Below are 20,420 nucleotides of genomic sequence, written 5' to 3'. Positions count from 1 at the left end.
GTCTCCTTTTCGCAGTGAGTTACGAATGCTGGATCGTGTAGAGGCCGACATCTATGCTACCGTCCTCAAACCCTGCCTCGCAGTAACAGAGGTAGTAGTGCCAGAGCCGCTTGAATCGCTCGTCGAAACCGAGTGCGGCAATCACCGGCCAGCGTGCATGAAACCGCGCCCGCCATTCTCGCAGCGTTCGCGCATAGGACTTCCCGAAATGTTCGATCGTGACGAGCTTCAGTTCGGCGGCACTCACCGCGGCCTCGAGCGCCTTGTCGGACGGCAGGAAGCCGCCGGGAAAGACGTATTTTTGGATAAAGTCGATGCTGCCGCGATAGCTTTCGAAACGTCGCTCCTCGATGGATATGATCTGGAGGACGGCACGGCCATCCGGTTTCATGCAGCGCTTCAGGGTCTCGAAATAGCTTGGCCAATAGGCCTCGCCCACCGCCTCGAACATCTCAATCGAGACGATGCGGTCGAATTGGCCGTCGGTGTCGCGATAGTCCTGAAGACGCAGATCGACCTGATCAGATTTTCCAGCCTTTTTGACGACGTCTTTCGCCCAGGCGAGTTGCGAGGGCGACAACGTGATGCCGACTACATCGGCCTGGGAATTGGCGGCGAGGTCGGCGGCCAAAGTGCCCCAGCCGCAGCCGATTTCCAGCACGCGTTCACCGCCTGACAGCGCAAGCTTTTCGCGGATGCGGTCGAGCCTATTGCGCTGCGCCGCCTCCAGTGTCGGCGTCGTCTTGTCGAAGATCGCGGAGGAATAGAGCATGGAAGAGTCGAGCCACTCCTTGTAGAAATCATTGCCCAAGTCGTAATGCGCTTCGATATTACGGCGGCTGCCGCGCTTCGAATTGGCATTCAGAAGATGGCCAATGCGGTTCATCAGCCGCATGAAGCCGTTTCCGTCGATAGCCAACGCTAACGATTCGCCGTTTAAAGCCGCTAGCCGGATGACGGCCGTCAGGTCGGGCGTCGTCCAGTCTTCCTGCAAAAACCCTTCGGCGAAGCCAATATCGCCGGCCGTCAGCACACGACGCAGCATCCGCCAACGGCGCAACACGATGACAGCGTCCGGTCCGGGCTCAGATCCGCCCGCCTCCACCACGGCACCAGTTGGCAATATGACCTTCAGACGCCCATGACGAAGGCGTCCAATCAGGCGTTTCATCAGCCGGCCGCCAAAACCGAGATCTTCGGTCTCCGAAGTCAGACCCATCGGGATCCCCGGGAAATCGTCAAGATGGCTCATGCAATCCTGCCTTCCTGAATGATGTTTCACTGTCGCCCTCCGATTTGCGGACATGGGAAACCGGATCTTCGGGAGGATGTGAGCGCGTCCTCAGGCGAACACCCTTCAGCCAGATCTCGAGAGCGTCCCAGTGAATGCCACCGACGACACGCAGCGTCAGCAAGGGGATAGCGAAGAATGCCCGCAAAAGAGCAGCGTTGGTAAGTTCCGTCCGCTTCGCCAGGTGCGCGGCCTTAAGCACTAGGCCCTCGCGGTCGTAGGATTCGTTGCGAATTGTCAGCCTACCCTTCGGGGCTGAGACACGGAACGTGTAGCGAAGGTTAATGTCCATGAAGGGCGATACGTAGAATCCCTTGTCGCAACGCTGGACGATCTCGTCGCCGGAACGATCGCCACGATCTTTGACAAAGAACGAAAAGAGGTTGAAGCGTTCGACCGAAAACAATCGCAGCCGGCGATCGAGGATCTCAAGTTCGTCGATATCGATCAGCAGCGAATAGAATCGATAAGCGAGCTTTTGCTCCTTAGGCCTCGGCCGCGAATGCGTCACATGACCGGGGACAAGAGCAGATTGAAGTGTGGCGCTCATACCGTCACCTCCAGTCCGACCGGCAGATTAAGAGGTCTCACGAGCGGTTTGCGAACGATCCGGGCGCTTTCCTGTGCGACCTGCCAGGGCCGGCGCAGACCGCCGAGATCTTCGGCGACGGCCAGCCCCGCCTGAATGCCGTCCTCGTGGAAGCCCGAGCCGAAATGCGCACCACAGAACCATGTATTGCGCACGCCTTGGAGCGACCAGATCTCCTGTTGCGCCCTGTCCATGGCGAGATTGAAGACCGGATGCTCGTAGATTTCACGGCTAATCACGGTTTCCTCACGCGGCGCACGTTGCGGGTTGAGCGTGACAAATGTCGGTGGCGCCGTGCCGAGTGGCTGCAGCTTGTTCATCCAGTAGGTGATTGACGGCTGGACCGGCTCGTCGCATGCGCCGCACCTGTTATCGGCCACGTAGTTCCAGCTCGACCATGCGGCATGGCGTTTCGGCATCAGCGCGGTATCGCCATGCAGCACTGCCTCGTTGCGCGTATATCGGAAGGAGCCGAGCACGCGCCGCTCGTCATCACTCGCATCGGGAAGTATGCGGAGCGCCTGATCGGCATGAGTCGCGATCACGACATCGTCGAACACGTGGCTCCGACCATGCGTGTCGCTCAGTTCCACCCGTCCCTCAGTCCTGCGGATAGACTTTACCGTTGTCGAAAGCCGAATTTTGTCAGCAAAGCGGCAAGTCATCCGCGCCACATATTCGCGGCTACCACCCTTTACCGTTCGCCAGACCGGACGGTTCCACAGTTCGAGCAGGCCATGATTGTAGCAGAATTTTACAAAATGGGCTGCGGGATAGGCGCCGACCTGCATCGCCGGGGTCGACCAGATCGCCGCCGCCATCGGATAGAGGTGATCGTCGCGAAACGCGCGACCGTAGCCGTTGCGATTCAAATAGTCGTCGAGCGACATGTCGCCCATGATCGCCAGGTCGCGCGGCGCAGTCCTGTAGAAACGCAGGAGGTCGCGCATCATCGACCAGAAACGCGGATTGGTGAGATTGGATTTCTGGGCGAGAAGACCGAAGCCCGTGCCGCCGGCATACTCAAAGGCCCCGTCATTCAGCGAGACCGCGAATGACATGTTCGACGCCGCCGTCGGTACATGGAGGGCGTGAAACAGGGCGGTCAGGTTGGGATATGTGATCTCGTTGTAGACGATAAAGCCGGTATCGACGGCAACCGGGCCGGTCGCGCTTTCGAACTCAACTGTGTTGCTGTGGCCACCGATCCGGTCTGACGCCTCGAAAACGGTCACGTCATGCGACTGTGAGAGCAACCACGCCGCCGACAGCCCCGAAATTCCACTGCCAATAATTGCTATATTCAAACGTCTGTTGCCTGCGTTTCGAGCGTGATGTCCCATCAAATCCGGATACCTCGGCGTTTTTTTCGTGACCTAACGATCCCAGTTACGACAGCCGACCCGAAAGAGTTTCACTTCGTGCAGACAAATTCCGAAAGTTTTTTTGCGCGAGCCGAAACTAAGGCCTCCCGTTTTCCGTTGTTGATGGCAGATCACCTTCAAGCAGGTGCACGGCCAGACAGATGCACGAGCAGAAAGGCGCATGGAAATCCATATGGACATCTCGCTTCTGATCATCATTGCAATCTGGATGTCGCTCGCCATGGCGAGCGCCTGTGCCATACAGCGCTTTAAGGGTCAGAGCGGCGGGTTCGACACGATTTGGTCCGCGACGGTCGGCATCGGAGCCTCGGCGATCCGGCTCGGCGGCCATATCGGCGTGCGGACTGGAGAGGGCGGTGAAGATCCCCGCTACGCCAGGCTCATCGAGGAATGGGGCACGGGCGTATCTTCAAAATTGTTCATGTTTCTCCAGATCCAGACACTTGTCGCATTCATTCTGGTCCTCGCCGTTTATCGCGCGGCGGCCAACAATGCTGCCTTCCCGCGGACGATCGATGGCCTTGCGATCGCAGTCGCGCTCGTTGCGCTGGGCGGCGAAGCCGTAGCGGACGCGCAGCGCGCACGGTTTCACAAGACCCAGCAGGCGAAAACATCTGTCTGTGAGGTCGGCCTATGGCGCTATTCCCGTCACCCGAACTGCTTTTTAGAGTGGCTATTATGGTGCTGCTGGCCGCTTGTCGCTCTTGCAGCGCCGATCTGGAGCTGGCTGGCGTTTCTGGCGGCGCTCCTCATATATTGGTTGCTGCTGCATGTGTCGGGCATGCCGCCGCTTGAAGAACACATGCTTCGTTCGCGCGGCGAACAGTTTCGCGCCCTTAAACGTCACGTCAACGCATACTTTCCCGGCCCCCGCAAATCCGACCTCACAAATCAAGGATATCAGCCATGAACATGCTGGCCTTCGCCATCAACACCGCCGAGCGTGCCCCTCTCACCGACGGCATGACGCTCGCCGGGATCGATTTCCTCTGCGGTCGCACCAAGCGGCGGCTTGCGGAAACAACCGCAGACGTGGAAAGGCAGTTCGTCGAAACGATGGGAAGCTTTCCAGTCGCGACCCATACAGACGAAGCCAATCGACAGCACTACGAGGTGCCGGCCGAGTTTTTCGCTCTCGCGCTCGGCCCGCAGCGAAAATATTCCTGCTGCCTTTATCCCACGGTGGAGACGACACTTGCCGAAGCCGAGACTGCCGCACTTGCTGAGACCGTACAGCACGCAGCCATCACTGATGGCATGACGATCCTGGAACTGGGCTGCGGATGGGGTTCTCTTTCGCTTTATCTTGCACGAAATTTTCCAAACTCCCGTATCGTCTCGGTGTCGAACTCGACGTCGCAGCGCGCCTACATCCTCGACATTGCGCAGAAAGACGGCCTGACGAACCTCGACGTCATCACCGCCGACATGAACGACTTCACGACATGGGATCGGTTTGACCGTGTCGTCTCCGTCGAAATGTTCGAGCATATGTCGAACTGGCGAACGCTTCTGGAGCGCGTGCGCGGTTGGGTGAAGCCGGACGGCAGGCTTTTCCTGCATGTTTTCACCCATAAGGATCGGTCCTATCGCTTCGATCAGGATGATCCGGGCGACTGGATCGCCCAACATTTCTTCACCGGCGGCATCATGCCGGCACACGACCTGCCGCATCGCTTCGGCGACCTCTTCCAGGTCGAGCTGGAATGGCGCTGGTCCGGCACGCATTATCGCCGCACAGCTCTTGATTGGCTCGCCAACTTCGATCGTGAGATCGACCGGATCCAGCCGATCCTAAAGGCCGTCTATGGCAAGGACGCCTCGCTCTGGCAGCGCCGCTGGCGGCTGTTCTTTCTCGCGACCGCTGGCCTGTTCGGTCACGAGAACGGCAATGTCTGGGGCGTCGGGCAGTATCTGCTGGCGCCGACTGCATGATGTCCAACAAGGGTATTCAGTTAGACCCCATGGCCCAAGCGACGGTCACAATCGCTTGGGTGGTTGCGCTGAACAAGCCATTATATCCGCTCTATGTCTGGTACCTGGTAGGCAATGGCGTGGCGGCGTCGCTTTGCACCTTGCTGTCGGCGCCGTTTTTTCTCGCCATTCCATTCATTGCGCGCCGGTTCCCGCTTGCGGCTCGGATAGCGTTGCCGCTGGTTGGAACCCTCGACACATTGTTCGAGACTAAGCTCTTCGGTCCTGGCTCCGGCACGGAACTTTTCTTCGCGGCTTGTATCATGCTGGTGGCGCTCGCATTTCGTCCCGACGAAAAATGGTGGCAGCGGGGATTGGCGGGACTGGTATTCATCGTCTTTATGTTCTCACGCAGCTTTATCGGGCCGCCATTGCATGTGTGGGCCGACACAGAGCTCTACACGCTCTTCAATCTCAACGCATTTGCCGTCGCCAGTCTGATGGCGTTCGTTGCCCTGCGCTATTCCGGGATCGAAAGAGATCGCGAACCGAAAAGCCCGGATGAGAGTTAGGACCGTCAGGGTCTCAAAGAAAAGGAAACAGGAGGGAAGCATGCAGAGAGTTTTCAAGACGATCAATGTCGCGGCACTGGTTTTCATGGCCTTTTCCGGCTCTTCGGCACCGGCATGGGCCGAGCCTAAGCCGGTTGCCGTCGGTATGGACCATTATCGCGGGACCTGGCTTGAAATTGGTCGGACACCAATGTGGCTGACCGATGGTTGCGTCGCCGGATATTCGACATACAGGCCGGGCAAGAAATGGGGCGAAATCGCGGTGGAAGACGGATGTCATGTGAACACTCCGAAAGGCCGCCTGAAAACCGTCGAGGGAACGGGCCGTATCCTCGATCTCGGATCGACCAACGCTAAAATGCGGGTTCGCTATCCGCTTCTCATCACGTTCAATTACTGGGTGCTCTACAAGTCGCCGGACAAATCATGGTTCATCAGCGCAAATCCGGGCATGACCGACCTATGGATTTACGCGCGCACCATACCGTCCAAGGCGAAACTGAAGACGATGGTGCGCAAGGCGAGCCAACTCGGCTACGACGTTCGCAAACTCGAGTTTCCGGCACAACGGTAGCGAAAAAGGAGCCGGGAAGAATTGGTTATCTGACCATCCGCTCCTGTCCATAGCTCTGCCGACCCGGTCGTCGATCGCCTCTGCCAGCCGGGACCGGTCTTCCAGTGGCAAATCGGGTACAAAGGCAACCGCCCGTTTCACGATCGCTTCACGTATGGCCAGATCGGCCATGCAAGCGTCGTGCAAGGCTGCGAATTGCGCATCCCTATCGACGTTAGCTTGTCCCGAAAAAGTCGCCGCCGAAGCTTTCGCCTCGCGCCGTTGGCAATGATATCCAACAGGCCGCCCGTGTCTGGCACAGCGCGGCGCGAAAGGGCGGCACTGCTCCGGCGGCATTTCGGCGCCCGCCAGCAAGGATCCGGTATCGATGATCCGATGGCCAAATTTTTGCCAAGTGGCACCTCCTACGACCGATCTGACGAGAAAAAATAGAGGATGATCAGAACGGTGAGGATGAGACGAGTTCTGGTTATCATATCAATTATCCCCATCATCGACATCGCGGAAGATCGTCGTTGTGTAGCTTTGACTGGACCGGCTCGATCCCATTGCTCTGTCTGTGGCGCGGTTTTGAATTTTACAGGCAGCGGGTCCGTTTTCCAGACGCCAAGAATGCCGTCGAGTTTTCTTTCTGCGTCGTGAGTGGCCTGCTCCTCTGGTACCTACACAGTGATCCGGGCCGCGTCCCGACTGGCGGCTGGCCATCTGTTTATCATCGAAAAGGGAAATCCACGAATGACTCCATATCGCTGAGAATTGGATTAGTTCCAAGTTTGTATTCTTGGGATAGGTTGTGAATTGGCGACAAATTGCATTCACGAACAAGAAGTTTCGGCAGTGGCTTTACGCGGAATTTCTGGGGCTCGTTCCGCGGATCAAAGCTTACACCAATAAAACATTCATAAAATCGCTACAGACCTTCCCTAACGCGCGCCGACGACAAAAGTAGTAAGCCGAGCAGGGGGGTAGCGCATTGGTTTTTCTGATTTCACCTCAAGAACTTGATGTTCGGCACCATGCCAGGAGAACGCCGATACCTTTTTCACAGATTGCCAGTCAAGAATGAGGTTTGTGGGTGCGGCGACGGATTGCATTGGCGTAATATCGTCCGGTCTTATCAGACAACTCGTGCACTGTTTCTCGCGTGTTGATGATCCCTCATATGCGAGCCTGAACCTTCAATACGAAAAATCTGCAGGAACCTGAAATACAGCCACACTGCTTCAGCGATAAGTTCAGTCGAGAACCGATGACGGTGATAAAGCGAGGGGCAACTCTCGTGCATGCCCTCTTCCCGGCTCAGCTCAGAAGGGACTGAAGGTCACGCGCGCCGTGCAAGATGCGCAGCACTTCGATGCGTTCGGCATTGTGCGTGAAGAAGACGAGATAGCGGTGATGGCGCGCGACGCGCAGGCCCTCTCCGAGGTCAGGTCGTGCCGGGAAGCTTTCCGGCCGCACCGCAATTGCGCTAAAAATGAGCGCTTCGAATTCCGCGATAAAGGATATGGCCCGATCCGGGTTGTCGATCGCGATGTAATCGCCGATCTCGATAAGGTCTGCCTGTGCCGCGGGACGAATGAAGGGCGTCATTGTCAGGCCTTGGTGTAGCGGGCACGCAGGGCTGCAAAGACTTCTTCAGCGGGGATAGCGGGGCCGCTCTCCAGCCCTGTACGAATAGCTTCCCGCAAGGCTTCAAGATCCCGACGTTCGGTGTCGTGCGCACGCACCCAATCGCGTAATGCCTCACGAATGACTTCGCTTGTGGAGGCGTATTCACCGCCAGCAACGGCATCGCGCACTGTAATTGCCATTTCTGTAGGCAGGGTAATGGTCAAACGTTCCACTGAAGACATAACTAAGCTCCGTTTACGCATACTTTATCATACTTAGTAATCAGGTCAACAGCAGAAGCCGTCAGAGTAGCTGCCTTGGCTAGTTGGTCCTGGGAGGGCAAGCGCTGCCTAGCCCTCTGGCCCGCGCCTTGTAACTCTATATTCGTTTTCAGTGCAGGCAGCGCGAAAGCCGTAGAAGTTGGAATGATTATATAAATTCAGTTTCGGATTATTTTGGATCGCAGAAGAAGATGGCGATATCATCGCAAGTGCTTTGAGGCGCGGTTAAAGGGGCGTCTCTGACCCGAGGGTTGAGTAAGTTTTCTCCATCCCGGATCGCAATGCGATTTAGACAAACGTCATCGTTGGGTTCCGCACAGCGCCGAGCACTGCGCAACCGAATGGTCGTCCACACAAATACGTCGACAAACGCGATCATCATCGGCTTACAGCAGACATTATCTAAGACGTAAATGCTCCGGGGATCCGAGGGAAATCTAATGTCAGGTTTCTGATCTAGAGTAAGAGTCAAGAATATGAAAAGAGGCTTTGGTGGTGAAGTTCACCTTGTCCGATCTTGTTAAGGTCGTGACTTGGCAACTGTCAGACTATACCGGCTTCATGCCTGACTCCTCTTTCAGCCAAGCGATAAAATCCTGAACTGCTTTCCGCTTGGTAGTATCCGGCAATGTGACCGCATAATAGGTGAACTGGGTCGGCCATGGCCGATCCAGTGCAAAAGCCAGGCGACCTGATTCAATTTCTTCGACCGCATAGACATCCCGCACCAGAGCAAGGCCCTGGCCGGCGATGGCCGCGCGAACCAGAAGATAATCGTCGTCGAACGCCGCACCACGCTCGGCGCGTGGATCATCAGCCACGCCAACAGCTTTAAACCATAGCTGCCAATTGGCCCGATCAGAATCCTGAAGCAGCGGCCAATCAAGGCAGTCCGACGGCTGCGTTATCGCTGGCCCAGCAGCAAGCAGCCCATTGATCTATGGGATGCCTGGTGCAATGCGTGGCGCTGATTTGCTTCCCAAGCCGGCAATCGGCCGTATCCCACTCATCGTTACAGGATCAAGCCGGCAGACGCCCGAATGAGTGGCAAAACACGCGGATGGCTGGCTGACATACCCGCAACAAACGCATACGCCGGAAGGGCCGAAACGCTTAGGGCAGAATATCCGTGGCTGGCGCGAGCAGATTAAAGATGTTGGATTCCGAGCACACATGACGAACGAATGGCTGGATCTGGTTGCCGATCCGAATTTCCCTCGCACGCCCTTGCAGGGAGGTTTCGTGCTCAGAACAGGGCGGAACGGGCTGATCGACCTGTTAGGCGAATAGCGGAATGCGGGCGTGAACCATGCGGCTCTTGGCATCCAATTCTCACAGCGTCCTGCGGCTGAAATCATACAGGAATTGGCCGAAGAAGTTCTGCCGCTGTTCCCTTCCCATGAAGGACCTGCACCACTGGCAGCGAAATGGTGAGCCTGACAACAGAAGAAACGAAACGCAATGACCGCCCAAGACAACACCGCCGCCCGTAAACTGTACAATACCTTCCATCCCACACTCGATACAAGCGATGAAATCACGCGCGGGAGAGAACATCTAGGGCCTGACCACAGTTCGCCTTCGAATTAATGAAGAGCGCGCAAAAATGGTCAGGCAAATCCAATGCTATTGCAGCTTTAGTGTCCAACGACAGTCGAGTTCGACAGACGGGCGCCTGGGGTAAATCCATACTCTCTTGCAAACCCAGCAATAGCGAGTGCGATAAACAGCAACACAGTCAACGCCCAGGGAAAAGCGACAGGGCCATAAGAATCCAACAAAATGCCACCCAAGATCCCAGCGCCGGCGATCGCGCTGTTCCAGGCGACGACGTTCATAGAGAGTGCGACATCGGCACCATCACCAGCAGCATCTGCCAATGCTGTTTGCAGTAGCGTTGCGGCCCCGCCAAAGGTAAGACCCCATATGGCAACGCCGGCATAGATGACGCTCGGCACCATCGAAGCCATTCCAAGCACCAACGCCACCAAGGCAAACGTTGCAAGACTTATCAACACAGTCGCGCGCAGGAATCTATCGACCAGCTTTCCAGCAATCCAGATCCCAACGAGCGCAGCAAGTCCAAAAATCAGAAGCACAAGGTCTATTCGCTTTTCTAGTCCGGCAGGTTGAACGAAGGGTGCGATATAAGTGTAGAGAATATTATGGGCGAGCATCCAGGCAATAACCACTGCAAGCACTGGTTGCACTCCTGGCGTTGACAATACACGGAGCAAAGGCATGGCTTCGCCTCTCTTCTGGCCTGGATAGTCCGGCACTTTCGACACAACCCAAACAATCAGGACTAGCGTCAACAGCGACATAATCCAAAACGCTGTGCGCCAGCCGACAAGCGATCCAAGCCAGGTTCCCATCGGCAGACCCAGTGAGAGCGCGATTGGTGTACCGACCATTGCTATCGCCATCGCCTTGCCCTGTTGGTGGACGGGCACCATCCGTCTTGCATAGCCCGCCAGCAAACTCCAGGCCAGGCCAGCAGCCATCCCGGCAAAAAAGCGCGCGGCGAGCGTCAATGCATAACTCGATGATAACGCCGTCACAGAATTAAAGACAAGAAACCCGTTGATCGTGAATAAAAGAACCCGCCGACGGCGCCAGCTGCTAGTGGCGATGGTCAGCGGGATTGCCGCTATCAGCGAACCCAACGCGTAAACTGTTACCATCTGACCGACGAGCGATGGAGAGACACTCAGGCCATTACTGATTTGAGGCAAAAGCCCTGCAGGCAGTGTCTCCGTAAGAATGCAGATAAAGCCGGTCATGGCCAGAGCCATTAGCGCGGCAACAGGCAATCGTTCAACGTCTTCCGTGGGTCGGGTTAAAGTCATATTAGTCAAGCACCTCAATATATGGATCATTCAGTCCATATATTGAGGTAAATTGCGCTTGGCAAGCACTTCTGGATCGATTAGTATAGAATAAGTTTATGGAGGGCCTCATGGCGCGAACGGGACGTCCAAGGGCGTTTGATAGAGAACAGGCACTGGATGCTGCGATGAGGCTGTTCTGGGCACAAGGCTATGAGCCGACCTCTCTCAATCAGCTTAAGGCGGCCATGGGCGAAATTTCACCGGCTAGTTTTTACGCAGCCTTTGGCTCCAAAGAGGCCCTCTTTGATGAGGTTGTCCGCCGTTATCAGTCCTCCTACGGTCAGGTGACAGCAAGCCTGAAGGACGAGGATCTGCCGCCGCGTGAGGCTATCGAAAGTGCCCTCAGGCGGTCTGCAAGAATGCAGACTGATCAAACTCATCCACCTGGATGTTTGATAATACTGGGCGCCAGCAATTGTTCACCGGAGAATCGACACGTGGATGATGTGCTCGTCGCAGACCGGGCGCAAAACCGTATAAGCATTGAAGCCTGCATCAAACGCGCGATTGACAGTGGAGAGCTGTCGCCCAACACCGACATAATCGGCCTAGCAACCCTATTTCACACTTTCCTGATGGGGATCACATTTGAGGCTCGTGACGATGTCCCTACCAATCATCTTGATGCTGCTGTCACAGCGCTTATGCAAGTATGGGACATGAACAAAGCATCATAACGAGATTTGGCTGCGGTGCGCGCTACCCACTCCGCTGCCTATTGTATCAAATTCTCCGATTGCCAGTGCTTCATGAGCATTGAAAGAGCTTGTAAATGCTATGCCAATGTTTGGAATGAGATTGCAAAGCCCACATTTCCCAGCGGCACGCCTCCTCTCCTCTGATTGCCTAATACAAACTTTGGTTCGTAATAAGCTGCGATAATGTAGTAACAGCGGTTCTCCATCAGCCATCCACTTATAAGAACGATGTCTGCGCCTAAGCTCATTAAAATAGTTAAATCTCGTCTGACGTTGATAATCTGGCCAGATATGGGGCTGGAATTTGCTTTTGATTCAAAGCCTCTAATATGTGCATCACATTCCAGATGTACCAGGCTGCGATTGCAGGGTGACAGTCAAAATCCTTAGCGTGCGTCTTGCACGAACGCCAACATAGCCCGTAATTTGTAGATTGTTGCCCGAAATCAAGCTTGCTTTTGATTTCGGACTGGCCTCTATGAGGACGTTAATTGAATTTAATTTCAATAGAATATATGTATCGAGTTGGATAAAACCAAACAAAAAAGCCGCTGCAGATTCAGGCCGAATTCAACAAAGCAATCATCGTAAATACCTTCTTCTAATATTAGAGCTGCGCGCGGATTGACTGTTTTGACATGTCGGAGAACACCCGACGGGTATTCAGAGGTGAACCTTTGCCACACCTGTTCCATCTCCTGCCGAAGCATTTACCTTAACACACAGCGCTATGAGCAATGCGGCAAGCAGCATCACCAGGCTGCCACCTATGAACACGCCAACAATACCGCTTAAGCCGAACATGAGACCTCCGGTTGCAGCCCCGGCAGCGATGGCGCCTTGCACCGAGGCAACCACCATTCCACCGGCGCTTTCCGCCTGATCTGGAACTGTTCGGGCAACCCAGGTCGACCAGGCGACGGGTACACCGCCGAACGTCAATCCCCAGAAAGCCACCAGAAGGGCCAGCCCAAGGCCCGAGACAGGTAGGAAGACAAGAGCCAGACCGGCGACGCCAACAAGCATTGGCATGAGCACAAGTGTGAGGTGCAGACTGCGCTCCATCAACCAGCCTCCTAGAAGTGTGCCAACAAAATTCGCTATGCCAAAGCCCAGCAGCATCAAAGCGAGCGCATCCGGCCCAACGCCAGCGGTGCTTTCGAGAAATGGCCTTATATAAGTGAACAGTGCATAATGCCCGGTGTGCGCGAGAATGCAGCCCAACATGCCAATTGCAATACCTGGACGCAGCACGACATCGAGCACTGTTCTAAGACTGGCCGTCGTTTTACTTGGCAAAAGCCGCGGTAGGGTAAAAAGCTGAAACAACATTGTCACGAGCCCAATAGCCGCCGCTGCATAAAAAGCACTACGCCACCCGAATAGCTCCCCCAGATAGCTGCCTAGCGGCACCGAAACAACTGTCCCCACGGCGATGCCACTAAAGACGATAGAGAGAGCGCGCGGAAGGAGTGCGGGAGGCACAAGCCGCATTGTGACAGCCGCGGCCATAGCCCAGAAACCACCAAGAGCAACACCCAGAAAAACTCGCATGATCAACAAAATTGTTATGCTGGAGGAGACAGCCACCAGCAAGTTGGAAGCGATCATCAACGTGGAGAAGGCCAGGAGAACTATGCGCCGGTCGAACCCTCTTGTCAGAACCGGAACAAACAGACCGGAAAATAGCGCCACCACTGCGGTGACTGTAACGGCCTGCCCTGCCAGGGCCTCGGACACCCTAAGCTCGGCGGCCATAGGTGTCAGCAGGCTTGCCGGCAAATACTCTGCCGTCAGCAGACCGAATACGCCCATTGTCAGCGAAAACACTGCAAGCCACGAAGCAGATACGGGTTCTTCAAGCATTACGCCATCAGGCTCTGTGTTTAATCCGTTGCAGCAAGTCATATCGGTCATCCAGTTTCTTTCCGCTTTCAAACAATTTGAACCGGAACCTAGACATCAATCATCGGACGATCTATGACTAACAGGCCTGAATAATTGATAGAAACTCCTGATATGGCCTTTCAAAATTCCTTCGCGATATCCTCTGACCTCCTAAGCGAGTTGCTGTCCGGGATGCGACTGCGCGGGGTTCAATATCGCCGCATACAAACGGGCCCGGAGTTCGGCATGAGTTTTGATGCCAGACCGGGTCATGCCTATTTCCATTACCTTGCCGTAGGCACAGCACTGCTAAGAAGCGCAGATGGAAGTCTTCACAGGCTACCGGCAGGCAGCGCCGTTCTCATGCCTCAAGGCGGAGAGCACGCGTTGCTGTCCGATGATCATGTCACGGTGCAACCTATCGACAGCTTTGCCACAGCCGCTCTTGGCGACGCGGTCTGCGGGGTGGACACCTGCCCGAGTACCAGCACGATACCCAGCGCCATTCTATTTTATGGCTGTATGGAGTTCGATCTGGGCGGAATGCAGGGGCTTGGTCCGCTGATGCCGCCCTTCATGCTGGCCGATGCTCAAAATGGCAGTTATCCCGGACTGGAGCCCATTTTCACCAGTATGAAGAATGAAATCTGCTCAGGACGGATCGGATTTGCAGGCGTACTCGCGCGACTGGCCGAAGTCATGGCCGCCATGATCGTGCGAAGCTGGGTGGAATGCGGCTGTGAAAATACCGCTGGTCTCGTGGCTGCTTTGCGTGATCCGCGTTTGGCGCGCGCTGTTCTTGCACTGCACCGCAACCCTGGCCATAATTGGTCGGTTAAAGAACTTGCGGCTGAATGCAACATTTCCCGATCTGTTTTTGCCGGGCGCTTTCAATCAACCATTGGTATTCCGCCGCTTCGCTATGCTTCCGAACTTCGGATGCGGCTTGCCAGCCAATGGCTGAACCGGGACAGGCTGGCGATTGACACTGTAGCGTATAAGCTTGGTTATACGTCTCAAGCTGCTTTCAGCCGCGCATTCAAGCGTGTCACTGGCCGTCCACCGGGCGCAAGCCGACAGTTAACCGCGAACTCTAAATAGATGTATCCCAACCATTTTTTAATAGTCGCAATTACATCCTGCCATGGTCATTGGTAACATAAATAATGAGAAGACAGTTTTGATTGTCATTCGAGAACATGCGCGTCATGTTCCCAGCAGGTTTATCCAACTGGGATTTCGGATTACGCGACGAAATCAAAGACCTTCAAGCTCAATTCTAAATCGCCCAAGATTGCGCGCTTCTGTTCGCTTCCATAAAAAGCTTTGAAACAAACGTGAAGCTCACCAGACCTCTCTACCCTCGACCCACACACGCACAATATCATCTCTGCTGGCGTTCAGTACGATCTTTGCAGCTGTTTCTTCGAGGGTGTCGATCCCCGGCCAAATTTTAATAGGGCTATTCGGGCGATTGGTTTCAATGAGGACTGCATCGAAGCGGAAGCCTGGCGCGAACTTTCCAACCTGAAGTCCGATTGCTTCACCTCCACCGGCGGTCGCCAGCCAGAGCATTTCCGCAACCGTTACCGGGGCACTGGATACGCCTCTGGTGGCTGCTGGCGTCGTTGCATCAACACCACTTCCATGAGCCCGCGATGCTATGAGGCCATGACGACACGCATCAAGAACTGAGGGGCTATGACCACCGGAAATGTCACTACCCAAGCCCGTCCTCACATCCATATCGAGTGCGCGTCTCAGCGGAAACACCGCATTGGCGAAATAGAAATTCGACAACGGACAATGAGCGACTGCTGCGCCTTTCTCGCGAATAAGCTGGAGGTCCTGTTCGGTGACGAAATTCGAATGTGCGAGCACTGTATGTTCACGTAGCAACCCAAAGTCACGTAACACCTCACTGTCAGTACGACCATGTCGTTCAAGAACAAAGTCACGTTCCCAATCACTTTCCGAGCAATGTGTCTGAACGATGCATCCGGTTTCGGCAGCCAATTCTCCTAATCCTTGCAGAAGTTCATCGGTACAGCTCGGGATAAAACGTGGCGTAATAATCGGCCTGACTAACGCGTCTTCTCGTCCCGCCAAAGCACGCACACGATTAATGAAACTACGCGTGTCCTCAATAGCATTTTGAGCACTCTGATCACGGTAATACTCAGGACATTGCGCGGCATCATCCATCGCCACTTTTCCGACAAAGGCGCGCTGACCTTCATCAAGGCAGATTTGGGCTAGCTCTACTGAGGCTTCTACATGCGTCGTTGCAAAGTAAACCGCGGTTGTCGTGCCATGTGCTAACAAACTGCGCACCAGGTCACGATAGACCGTGCGCGCAAAATCAACGTCTTCATACCGGGCTTCGAGCGGAAACGTATATTTCTGCAGCCAGACTTCGAGTGGTTCGTCTAAGGCTTTGCCAAGTTGCGGCCATTGCGGCGCATGAACATGCAGGTCAACAAGGCCTGGCATGAGAATGTTTCCATGAGCAAGCTCAGTCAACCTGCCTGAATCTCTCGCGCTCGAGACCAACTTGTCGAAATCGGGTGTGCCATCTTTCTGGACATCGGTAATGACGCCATTTGAATCAACGGCTATCGCCACGCGATCCATTGTCTCTATACGACCGCGCTCCGGGGTGTGAAAAGCTGCACCGCAAATTACAAGATTACGCATAAAAATCCTCTATGCCGCCGGTTAGCGAAGCTTCGGGAAAGCGGCAACAAAACATGGGATAAACCAAAACCTAGATGAATCTTTTAAGTGAATTGTTGATGCATTTCTATATTAAGATCGAAGGCTACTAAAGCTCTTAGCAAATAATGGCCAACTTGTACCCAAGAGGGACGTATAATGGAAACACAACAAGCATACGAGGGTGCGCTCGTCGCCGGACCTGAGGACAAAATCCCTCCTGCTAAGGCAGCGTTTCTCGGTCTTCAGCATGTGCTGGCGATGGATGTTTACATCGTACCGTTTATCATTGCTTCTGTGTTGGCCTTTAACGTTCCGGACTCAGCGGCCTTCATCCAATCGGGTTTTCTGGCAGCAGGTATCGCAACTCTTATCCAATCGCAATGGGTCATGCGCATCCCCATTGTTCAAGGCCCATCTTACGTACCGATCGGAGCTATTCTTGCTATAGCTTTCGGTGCTGGTGGTGGCGTTGGGGGTCTGTCGACCGTCATCGGCGCATTAATCCCCGGAGCAATGATTATTGCTCTGCTGGGAATAACCGGTGTTTTCCATAAAATTATTGGCCGGTTGGTGCCGCCATTGGTTGGCGGAACAATCATCATCGTTGTGGGCATCGCTCTCATGCCGGTTGCGCTGCGCGAAAGCGTATTCGCTGTTCATGGAACAGGGACTCTCAACCAGAATATAGCGCTTGCAGCAACATCGGCTGTACTGCTCGTTGCCTGCATTGTCGTGGGACTTAGCATGGGAGCCAGAGGCAATTGGTTGCGTGTCTCGTCAGTCATCATCGCACTCGTCGGCGGTTGCATTGCAGCCTCTTTAATGGGGCGTTTCAGCTTACAGCCTGTATATGACGCGGCATGGTTCAGCACTCCTCGCATCGCATTTGTTAACTTCGATGTAAGCTTTTCGATATCCGCAATACTGACGATGATTGTAGTGTATCTCGTAGTTTTGGCTGAAACGACGGGAACGTGGTTCGCGATCAGTGCCGTAACCGATAAACCGCTAACGAACGAGCAGCTGGACCGCGGTGCAGTAGGTGAAGGCATCGGCTGTCTCACAAGTGCATTGCTCTGCAGTACGCCTGTGACGGGATATTCGTCGAATGCAGGTATCATTGCAGTAACAGGGATTGCCAGTCGTGTGGCCTTCGCCGCAGCCGGTATCTTCCTTGTGCTATTCGGTTTGATCGGCAAGTTGGCGGCGGTGATCGCAGTGATACCGGCGCCCGTCATTGGTGGTGTTTTTGGTGTCGTGTGTGCTGTCATTGCGATCAATGGCTTTCGCGTCGTGCGTCACTGCGCGCTGACCGAACGCAATATGCTTGTGGTTGGCCTGCCAATCCTAATGGCACTTTTTGCAACCTTAGTTCCTAAAGAATTTGTGGATGGCCTGCCTGATCTCGTGCGTTATTTGCTCGGCTCGTCAATCGCATTCGGCGCTATCTTCGCGATCATTCTGAACTTAATACTGCCTCAGGAAAAGTCACAAAGAGCCTGACGAAAGTGAACCTCTACTCGCCCCTCCTCCAACAAAAACCTGGAGTGGCGAGTTAAGTATTTAAACGCAGAAGGAAGCTGCTTCATGCTTTTTCGTGACATGATTTAGATTTCCAGCTAACAAACCCCGCACCACAGGGTCGCGGGCGTGTCGCTGACGCTGCAGACCACCGAAGCTGTAAAGCCATAACGTCTGTTTTCGTGTATCATTGTGACAACACTAACTGCAGAGCCGAGGCGCGACATGCCATTGCGAAACGCAGCTTTGTCTACATTGTCGAAGCGATGGTTGATAAAATTTATGTCGGCCTCTTGCAACTCAGCCAGGACTAGGCCGAAAGCTCTCTTCTGATAATTTCCGCACCTGCACTTAAAGCACCCAGTTTGCCTCGTGCAACATGACGAGGCAGTGGCGCCATACCGCAATTTGTGCATGGATAGAGCTTATCGGCATCCACGAACTGAAGTGCTTTTCTCAAAGTGTTAGCAACTTCCTCAGGTGTTTCGACATTTTGAGTTGCAACATCAATGGCCCCCACCATCACCTTTTTGCCCCGCAGCAATTCAATCAGATCTATCGGAACATGAGAGTTATGGCATTCAAGCGAGATGAGATCGATATTGGATTTTTGCAGTTTGGGGAAGGATTCCTCATATTGACGCCATTCGGAACCAAGACTCTTTTTCCAATCGGTGTTGGCCTTAATTCCGTAGCCATAGCAAATATGGACAGCTGTTTCACACTTAAGACCCCCGATTGCTCTTTCGAGGGTCGCAACGCCCCAATCATTCACATCATCAAAGAAGACGTTGAATGCCGGCTCATCGAACTGAATAATGTCGACGCCAGCAGCCTCCAGTTCCCTGGCTTCTTCATTAAGTATCTTTGCAAATTCCCACGCCAGCTTTTCACGGCTCTTGTAGTGAGCATCATAAAGCGTGTCGATCATGGTCATGGGGCCAGGCAAGGCCCATTTGATTGGCTTCTGGGTCTGCTGACGCAAAAACTTGGCGTCTTCGACAAAAACTGGCTTTGGGCGCGATACCGCACCAACGACTGTCGGCACACTCGCATCATAGCGGTTGCGGATTCTGACTGTTTCACGCTTTTCAAAGTCAACACCGTCGAGATGCTCGATAAACGTCGTGACAAAATGCTGGCGCGTTTGTTCCCCGTCACTGACGATATCGATACCTGCGTGTCGCTGATCGTCTAAGGACAAGCGCAGAGCATCCTGCTTACCTGCGATTAATTCCTCACCTTGTAACTTCCAGGGTGACCAAAGTTTTTCCGGTTCTGCAAGCCAGGAAGGCTTTGGCAAACTGCCAGCGGTAGACGTGGGCAATAGTCTTTTCATGATAGGCTACCTTATCTTTTGGCTCATCAACGGGTGTAATTGGCAGACCATTGCTCAAGTACGGTCTTATACGGTGTCATGAAGTGCTTCTCAGCAAACTTTCCCTGCTCGACAGCAAGCCGACTACGCTCGTCACGATCGTAGTCGATGCGCGTCAGCGAATAGTCCTCATGCTTGAGGCTAGGCTGATAACAGACGCCAGCTATTGAATTCGCGTTATAAATCTCTGGTCGGTAGATCTTTTGAAACGATTCCATCGTGCTAATCGTGCTGATGAGCTCGAGATTGGTATAATCATCGAGAAGATTGCCGACAAAATAGAAGGCAAAAGGCGCAACACTATTCGGCGGCATGAAGAAGCGGACATGCAACCCCATTTTCTGAAAATATAGATCTGTCAAAGACAATTCATTTTGCTGATATTCAGCACCCAAAATCGGATGGAAATTGCCCGTCCGATGATATGTTTTACTGCTGGATGCACTCAAGCAAATGACAGGTGGCTTACGAAAACTCTCTTTATAAGCATCCGAGTTAAGGAAGGACTTGAAAAGTTTTCCGTGCAGATCACCGAAGTCACCCGGAATGCTGAAGGTGGGGCGATCCTTGTTATAAGCCGGCAGAACTACGCTGAAATCGTAATCCCGAACGTACGAAGAGAAATTATTACCGACGATACCGTCAATACGTTCACCCGTCATTTGATCAAAGATATTGGTTTTTAAAATTTCAATCAGAGGAAAAGTATTTTTAGTACCTTCTGCATCGATGTTCATTTCGACCGAGATAATCTCAAGCTCCACAGAATAACGATTGCCTTCGGGATTGTCCCAAAACGCCAGAGCGTTAAAACGATTGTCAACCATTCTCAAAGCGTTACGAAGGTTCTCCTGGCGGTTTTCCCCTCTGGCCAAATTAGCAAAGTTTGTCGTGATACGCGTATTGTCTGAAGGATGATAGTGTTCATCAAAACGCTGGCTTTTAAGACAAAACGTGAAGTCGCGATGCCGCGAGCTCTGCTGGCGGTCAAAAAATGGCTCGCCGTTAGCGGCGACTGGTATTACGGCTTGAGACATAGCTCACCCCAATAAGTTGGGGGCATGGGTAAGCGAACGCATAGCGATACAGACCGCTAAGCGGCCTTCGCTA

The 20,420-nt window shown here is 54.0% G+C and carries 20 protein-coding genes; 9 read left to right on the top strand and 11 right to left on the bottom strand.

What is annotated here, in order from left to right; genetic code table 11:
• Nucleotides 1-19: 19 nt before the first annotated feature.
• The 3 genes from WH356_RS10395 to WH356_RS10385 are packed head-to-tail and all read right to left on the bottom strand — an operon-like array spanning nt 20 to nt 3,223.
• On the bottom strand, nt 20-1,252 hold the full coding sequence (locus tag WH356_RS10395) for a class I SAM-dependent methyltransferase (protein ID WP_445253651.1): 1,233 nt from the start codon (nt 1,250-1,252) through the stop codon (nt 20-22).
• On the bottom strand, nt 1,239-1,841 hold the full coding sequence (locus WH356_RS10390; RefSeq protein WP_339510485.1) for a DUF1365 domain-containing protein: 603 nt from the start codon (nt 1,839-1,841) through the stop codon (nt 1,239-1,241). The genes WH356_RS10395 and WH356_RS10390 overlap by 14 nt, the downstream gene beginning before the upstream one ends.
• Nucleotides 1,838-3,223: an NAD(P)/FAD-dependent oxidoreductase gene (locus tag WH356_RS10385; protein ID WP_339510483.1), complete on the bottom strand. Its 1,386-nt coding sequence runs from the start codon at nt 3,221-3,223 to the stop codon at nt 1,838-1,840. The genes WH356_RS10390 and WH356_RS10385 overlap by 4 nt, the downstream gene beginning before the upstream one ends.
• 202 nt (nt 3,224-3,425) lie before the next feature.
• Between WH356_RS10385 and WH356_RS10380 the strand changes: the two genes are divergently transcribed.
• Genes WH356_RS10380 through WH356_RS10365 form a run of 4 tightly spaced genes read left to right on the top strand, consistent with a single transcriptional unit; the run spans nt 3,426 to nt 6,325 of the window.
• A complete protein-coding gene (locus WH356_RS10380) occupies nt 3,426-4,175 on the top strand; it encodes a DUF1295 domain-containing protein (protein WP_339510481.1) in 750 nt (249 codons plus the stop codon).
• Nucleotides 4,172-5,200 (top strand): cyclopropane-fatty-acyl-phospholipid synthase family protein, encoded by a 1,029-nt coding sequence (locus WH356_RS10375; RefSeq protein WP_339510479.1) that lies wholly within the window; start codon nt 4,172-4,174, stop codon nt 5,198-5,200. Before WH356_RS10380 ends, WH356_RS10375 begins: the two co-directional genes overlap by 4 nt.
• Nucleotides 5,197-5,751, top strand: a complete 555-nt coding sequence (locus WH356_RS10370; protein WP_339510477.1) for a hypothetical protein — start codon at nt 5,197-5,199, stop codon at nt 5,749-5,751. Before WH356_RS10375 ends, WH356_RS10370 begins: the two co-directional genes overlap by 4 nt.
• A gap of 40 nt (nt 5,752-5,791) precedes the next feature.
• Complete coding sequence (locus tag WH356_RS10365) at nt 5,792-6,325, top strand: lipocalin family protein (protein WP_339510475.1); 534 nt, start codon at nt 5,792-5,794, stop codon at nt 6,323-6,325.
• Between the two features lie 1,299 nt (nt 6,326-7,624).
• Here the strand turns inward: WH356_RS10365 and WH356_RS10360 are convergent.
• From WH356_RS10360 to WH356_RS10350, 3 genes are all read right to left on the bottom strand, one after another.
• Complete coding sequence (locus WH356_RS10360) at nt 7,625-7,915, bottom strand: type II toxin-antitoxin system RelE/ParE family toxin (protein WP_339510473.1); 291 nt, start codon at nt 7,913-7,915, stop codon at nt 7,625-7,627.
• Between the two features lie 2 nt (nt 7,916-7,917).
• Entirely contained in the window at nt 7,918-8,178 is a 261-nt protein-coding gene (locus tag WH356_RS10355) for a type II toxin-antitoxin system ParD family antitoxin (protein WP_339510471.1), read from the bottom strand.
• Between the two features lie 587 nt (nt 8,179-8,765).
• Nucleotides 8,766-9,092, bottom strand: coding sequence for a LysR substrate-binding domain-containing protein (locus WH356_RS10350; RefSeq protein ID WP_445253664.1), 327 nt, complete (start codon nt 9,090-9,092; stop codon nt 8,766-8,768).
• A 169-nt stretch (nt 9,093-9,261) separates the two neighbouring features.
• On the opposite strand from WH356_RS10350, the gene WH356_RS10345 reads away from it, so the two are divergent.
• Nucleotides 9,262-9,507, top strand: coding sequence for a hypothetical protein (locus tag WH356_RS10345; RefSeq protein ID WP_339510469.1), 246 nt, complete (start codon nt 9,262-9,264; stop codon nt 9,505-9,507).
• 12 nt (nt 9,508-9,519) lie between these two features.
• On the top strand, nt 9,520-9,651 hold the full coding sequence (locus WH356_RS10340) for a hypothetical protein (RefSeq protein ID WP_339510467.1): 132 nt from the start codon (nt 9,520-9,522) through the stop codon (nt 9,649-9,651).
• A 203-nt stretch (nt 9,652-9,854) separates the two neighbouring features.
• Here the strand turns inward: WH356_RS10340 and WH356_RS10335 are convergent, their stop codons facing one another.
• Nucleotides 9,855-11,066 carry an MFS transporter gene (locus WH356_RS10335; protein ID WP_339510465.1) on the bottom strand — a complete coding sequence of 404 codons (1,212 nt, stop codon included), beginning with the start codon at nt 11,064-11,066 and terminating at the stop codon, nt 9,855-9,857.
• A 110-nt stretch (nt 11,067-11,176) separates the two neighbouring features.
• Here WH356_RS10335 and WH356_RS10330 point away from each other — a divergent pair, with 110 nt between their 5' ends.
• Nucleotides 11,177-11,785, top strand: a complete 609-nt coding sequence (locus tag WH356_RS10330) for a TetR/AcrR family transcriptional regulator (RefSeq protein WP_339510463.1) — start codon at nt 11,177-11,179, stop codon at nt 11,783-11,785.
• Between the two features lie 684 nt (nt 11,786-12,469).
• Here WH356_RS10330 and WH356_RS10325 read toward each other — a convergent pair.
• The gene (locus WH356_RS10325; protein ID WP_339510461.1) at nt 12,470-13,723 is read right to left on the bottom strand and encodes an MFS transporter; all 1,254 of its coding nucleotides are present in this window, start codon (nt 13,721-13,723) and stop codon (nt 12,470-12,472) included.
• A 102-nt stretch (nt 13,724-13,825) separates the two neighbouring features.
• Here WH356_RS10325 and WH356_RS10320 point away from each other — a divergent pair, with 102 nt between their 5' ends.
• On the top strand, nt 13,826-14,794 hold the full coding sequence (locus tag WH356_RS10320) for an AraC family transcriptional regulator (protein ID WP_339510459.1): 969 nt from the start codon (nt 13,826-13,828) through the stop codon (nt 14,792-14,794).
• Between the two features lie 243 nt (nt 14,795-15,037).
• On the opposite strand, the gene guaD is transcribed toward WH356_RS10320, so the two are convergent.
• Nucleotides 15,038-16,390 carry a guanine deaminase gene (guaD, locus tag WH356_RS10315; protein WP_339510457.1) on the bottom strand — a complete coding sequence of 451 codons (1,353 nt, stop codon included), beginning with the start codon at nt 16,388-16,390 and terminating at the stop codon, nt 15,038-15,040.
• Between the two features lie 177 nt (nt 16,391-16,567).
• Between guaD and WH356_RS10310 the strand changes: the two genes are divergently transcribed.
• A complete protein-coding gene (locus tag WH356_RS10310) occupies nt 16,568-17,914 on the top strand; it encodes a solute carrier family 23 protein (RefSeq protein WP_339510455.1) in 1,347 nt (448 codons plus the stop codon).
• A gap of 328 nt (nt 17,915-18,242) precedes the next feature.
• Here WH356_RS10310 and WH356_RS10305 read toward each other — a convergent pair whose 3' ends face one another.
• Nucleotides 18,243-19,271: a methionine synthase gene (locus WH356_RS10305; protein ID WP_339510453.1), complete on the bottom strand. Its 1,029-nt coding sequence runs from the start codon at nt 19,269-19,271 to the stop codon at nt 18,243-18,245.
• Between the two features lie 26 nt (nt 19,272-19,297).
• Complete coding sequence (locus WH356_RS10300; RefSeq protein WP_339510451.1) at nt 19,298-20,347, bottom strand: DUF1852 domain-containing protein; 1,050 nt, start codon at nt 20,345-20,347, stop codon at nt 19,298-19,300.
• Nucleotides 20,348-20,420: the final 73 nt, after the last annotated feature.

Origin of the sequence: Ochrobactrum sp. MYb379 (genome assembly GCF_037479515.1) — a bacterium.
GTDB lineage: Bacteria > Pseudomonadota > Alphaproteobacteria > Rhizobiales > Rhizobiaceae > Brucella.
The sequence above is the reverse complement of the archived record's forward strand: the minus strand, read 5'-3'. Positions and strand labels throughout refer to the sequence as shown.

Excerpts from the sequence above, each read along its gene's own strand:
- WH356_RS10395 (WP_445253651.1), bottom strand. The coding sequence starts at position 1,252 with ATGAGCCATCTTGACGATTTCCCGGGGATCCCGATGGGTCTGACTTCG.
- WH356_RS10390 (WP_339510485.1), bottom strand. The coding sequence starts at position 1,841 with ATGAGCGCCACACTTCAATCTGCTCTTGTCCCCGGTCATGTGACGCAT.
- WH356_RS10385 (WP_339510483.1), bottom strand. The coding sequence starts at position 3,223 with ATGGGACATCACGCTCGAAACGCAGGCAACAGACGTTTGAATATAGCA.
- WH356_RS10380 (WP_339510481.1), top strand. The coding sequence starts at position 3,426 with ATGGAAATCCATATGGACATCTCGCTTCTGATCATCATTGCAATCTGG.
- WH356_RS10375 (WP_339510479.1), top strand. The coding sequence starts at position 4,172 with ATGAACATGCTGGCCTTCGCCATCAACACCGCCGAGCGTGCCCCTCTC.
- WH356_RS10370 (WP_339510477.1), top strand. The coding sequence starts at position 5,197 with ATGATGTCCAACAAGGGTATTCAGTTAGACCCCATGGCCCAAGCGACG.
- WH356_RS10365 (WP_339510475.1), top strand. The coding sequence starts at position 5,792 with ATGCAGAGAGTTTTCAAGACGATCAATGTCGCGGCACTGGTTTTCATG.
- WH356_RS10360 (WP_339510473.1), bottom strand. The coding sequence starts at position 7,915 with ATGACGCCCTTCATTCGTCCCGCGGCACAGGCAGACCTTATCGAGATC.
- WH356_RS10355 (WP_339510471.1), bottom strand. The coding sequence starts at position 8,178 with ATGTCTTCAGTGGAACGTTTGACCATTACCCTGCCTACAGAAATGGCA.
- WH356_RS10335 (WP_339510465.1), bottom strand. The coding sequence starts at position 11,066 with ATGACTTTAACCCGACCCACGGAAGACGTTGAACGATTGCCTGTTGCC.
- WH356_RS10330 (WP_339510463.1), top strand. The coding sequence starts at position 11,177 with ATGGCGCGAACGGGACGTCCAAGGGCGTTTGATAGAGAACAGGCACTG.
- WH356_RS10325 (WP_339510461.1), bottom strand. The coding sequence starts at position 13,723 with ATGACCGATATGACTTGCTGCAACGGATTAAACACAGAGCCTGATGGC.
- WH356_RS10320 (WP_339510459.1), top strand. The coding sequence starts at position 13,826 with ATGGCCTTTCAAAATTCCTTCGCGATATCCTCTGACCTCCTAAGCGAG.
- guaD (WP_339510457.1), bottom strand. The coding sequence starts at position 16,390 with ATGCGTAATCTTGTAATTTGCGGTGCAGCTTTTCACACCCCGGAGCGC.
- WH356_RS10310 (WP_339510455.1), top strand. The coding sequence starts at position 16,568 with ATGGAAACACAACAAGCATACGAGGGTGCGCTCGTCGCCGGACCTGAG.
- WH356_RS10305 (WP_339510453.1), bottom strand. The coding sequence starts at position 19,271 with ATGAAAAGACTATTGCCCACGTCTACCGCTGGCAGTTTGCCAAAGCCT.
- WH356_RS10300 (WP_339510451.1), bottom strand. The coding sequence starts at position 20,347 with ATGTCTCAAGCCGTAATACCAGTCGCCGCTAACGGCGAGCCATTTTTT.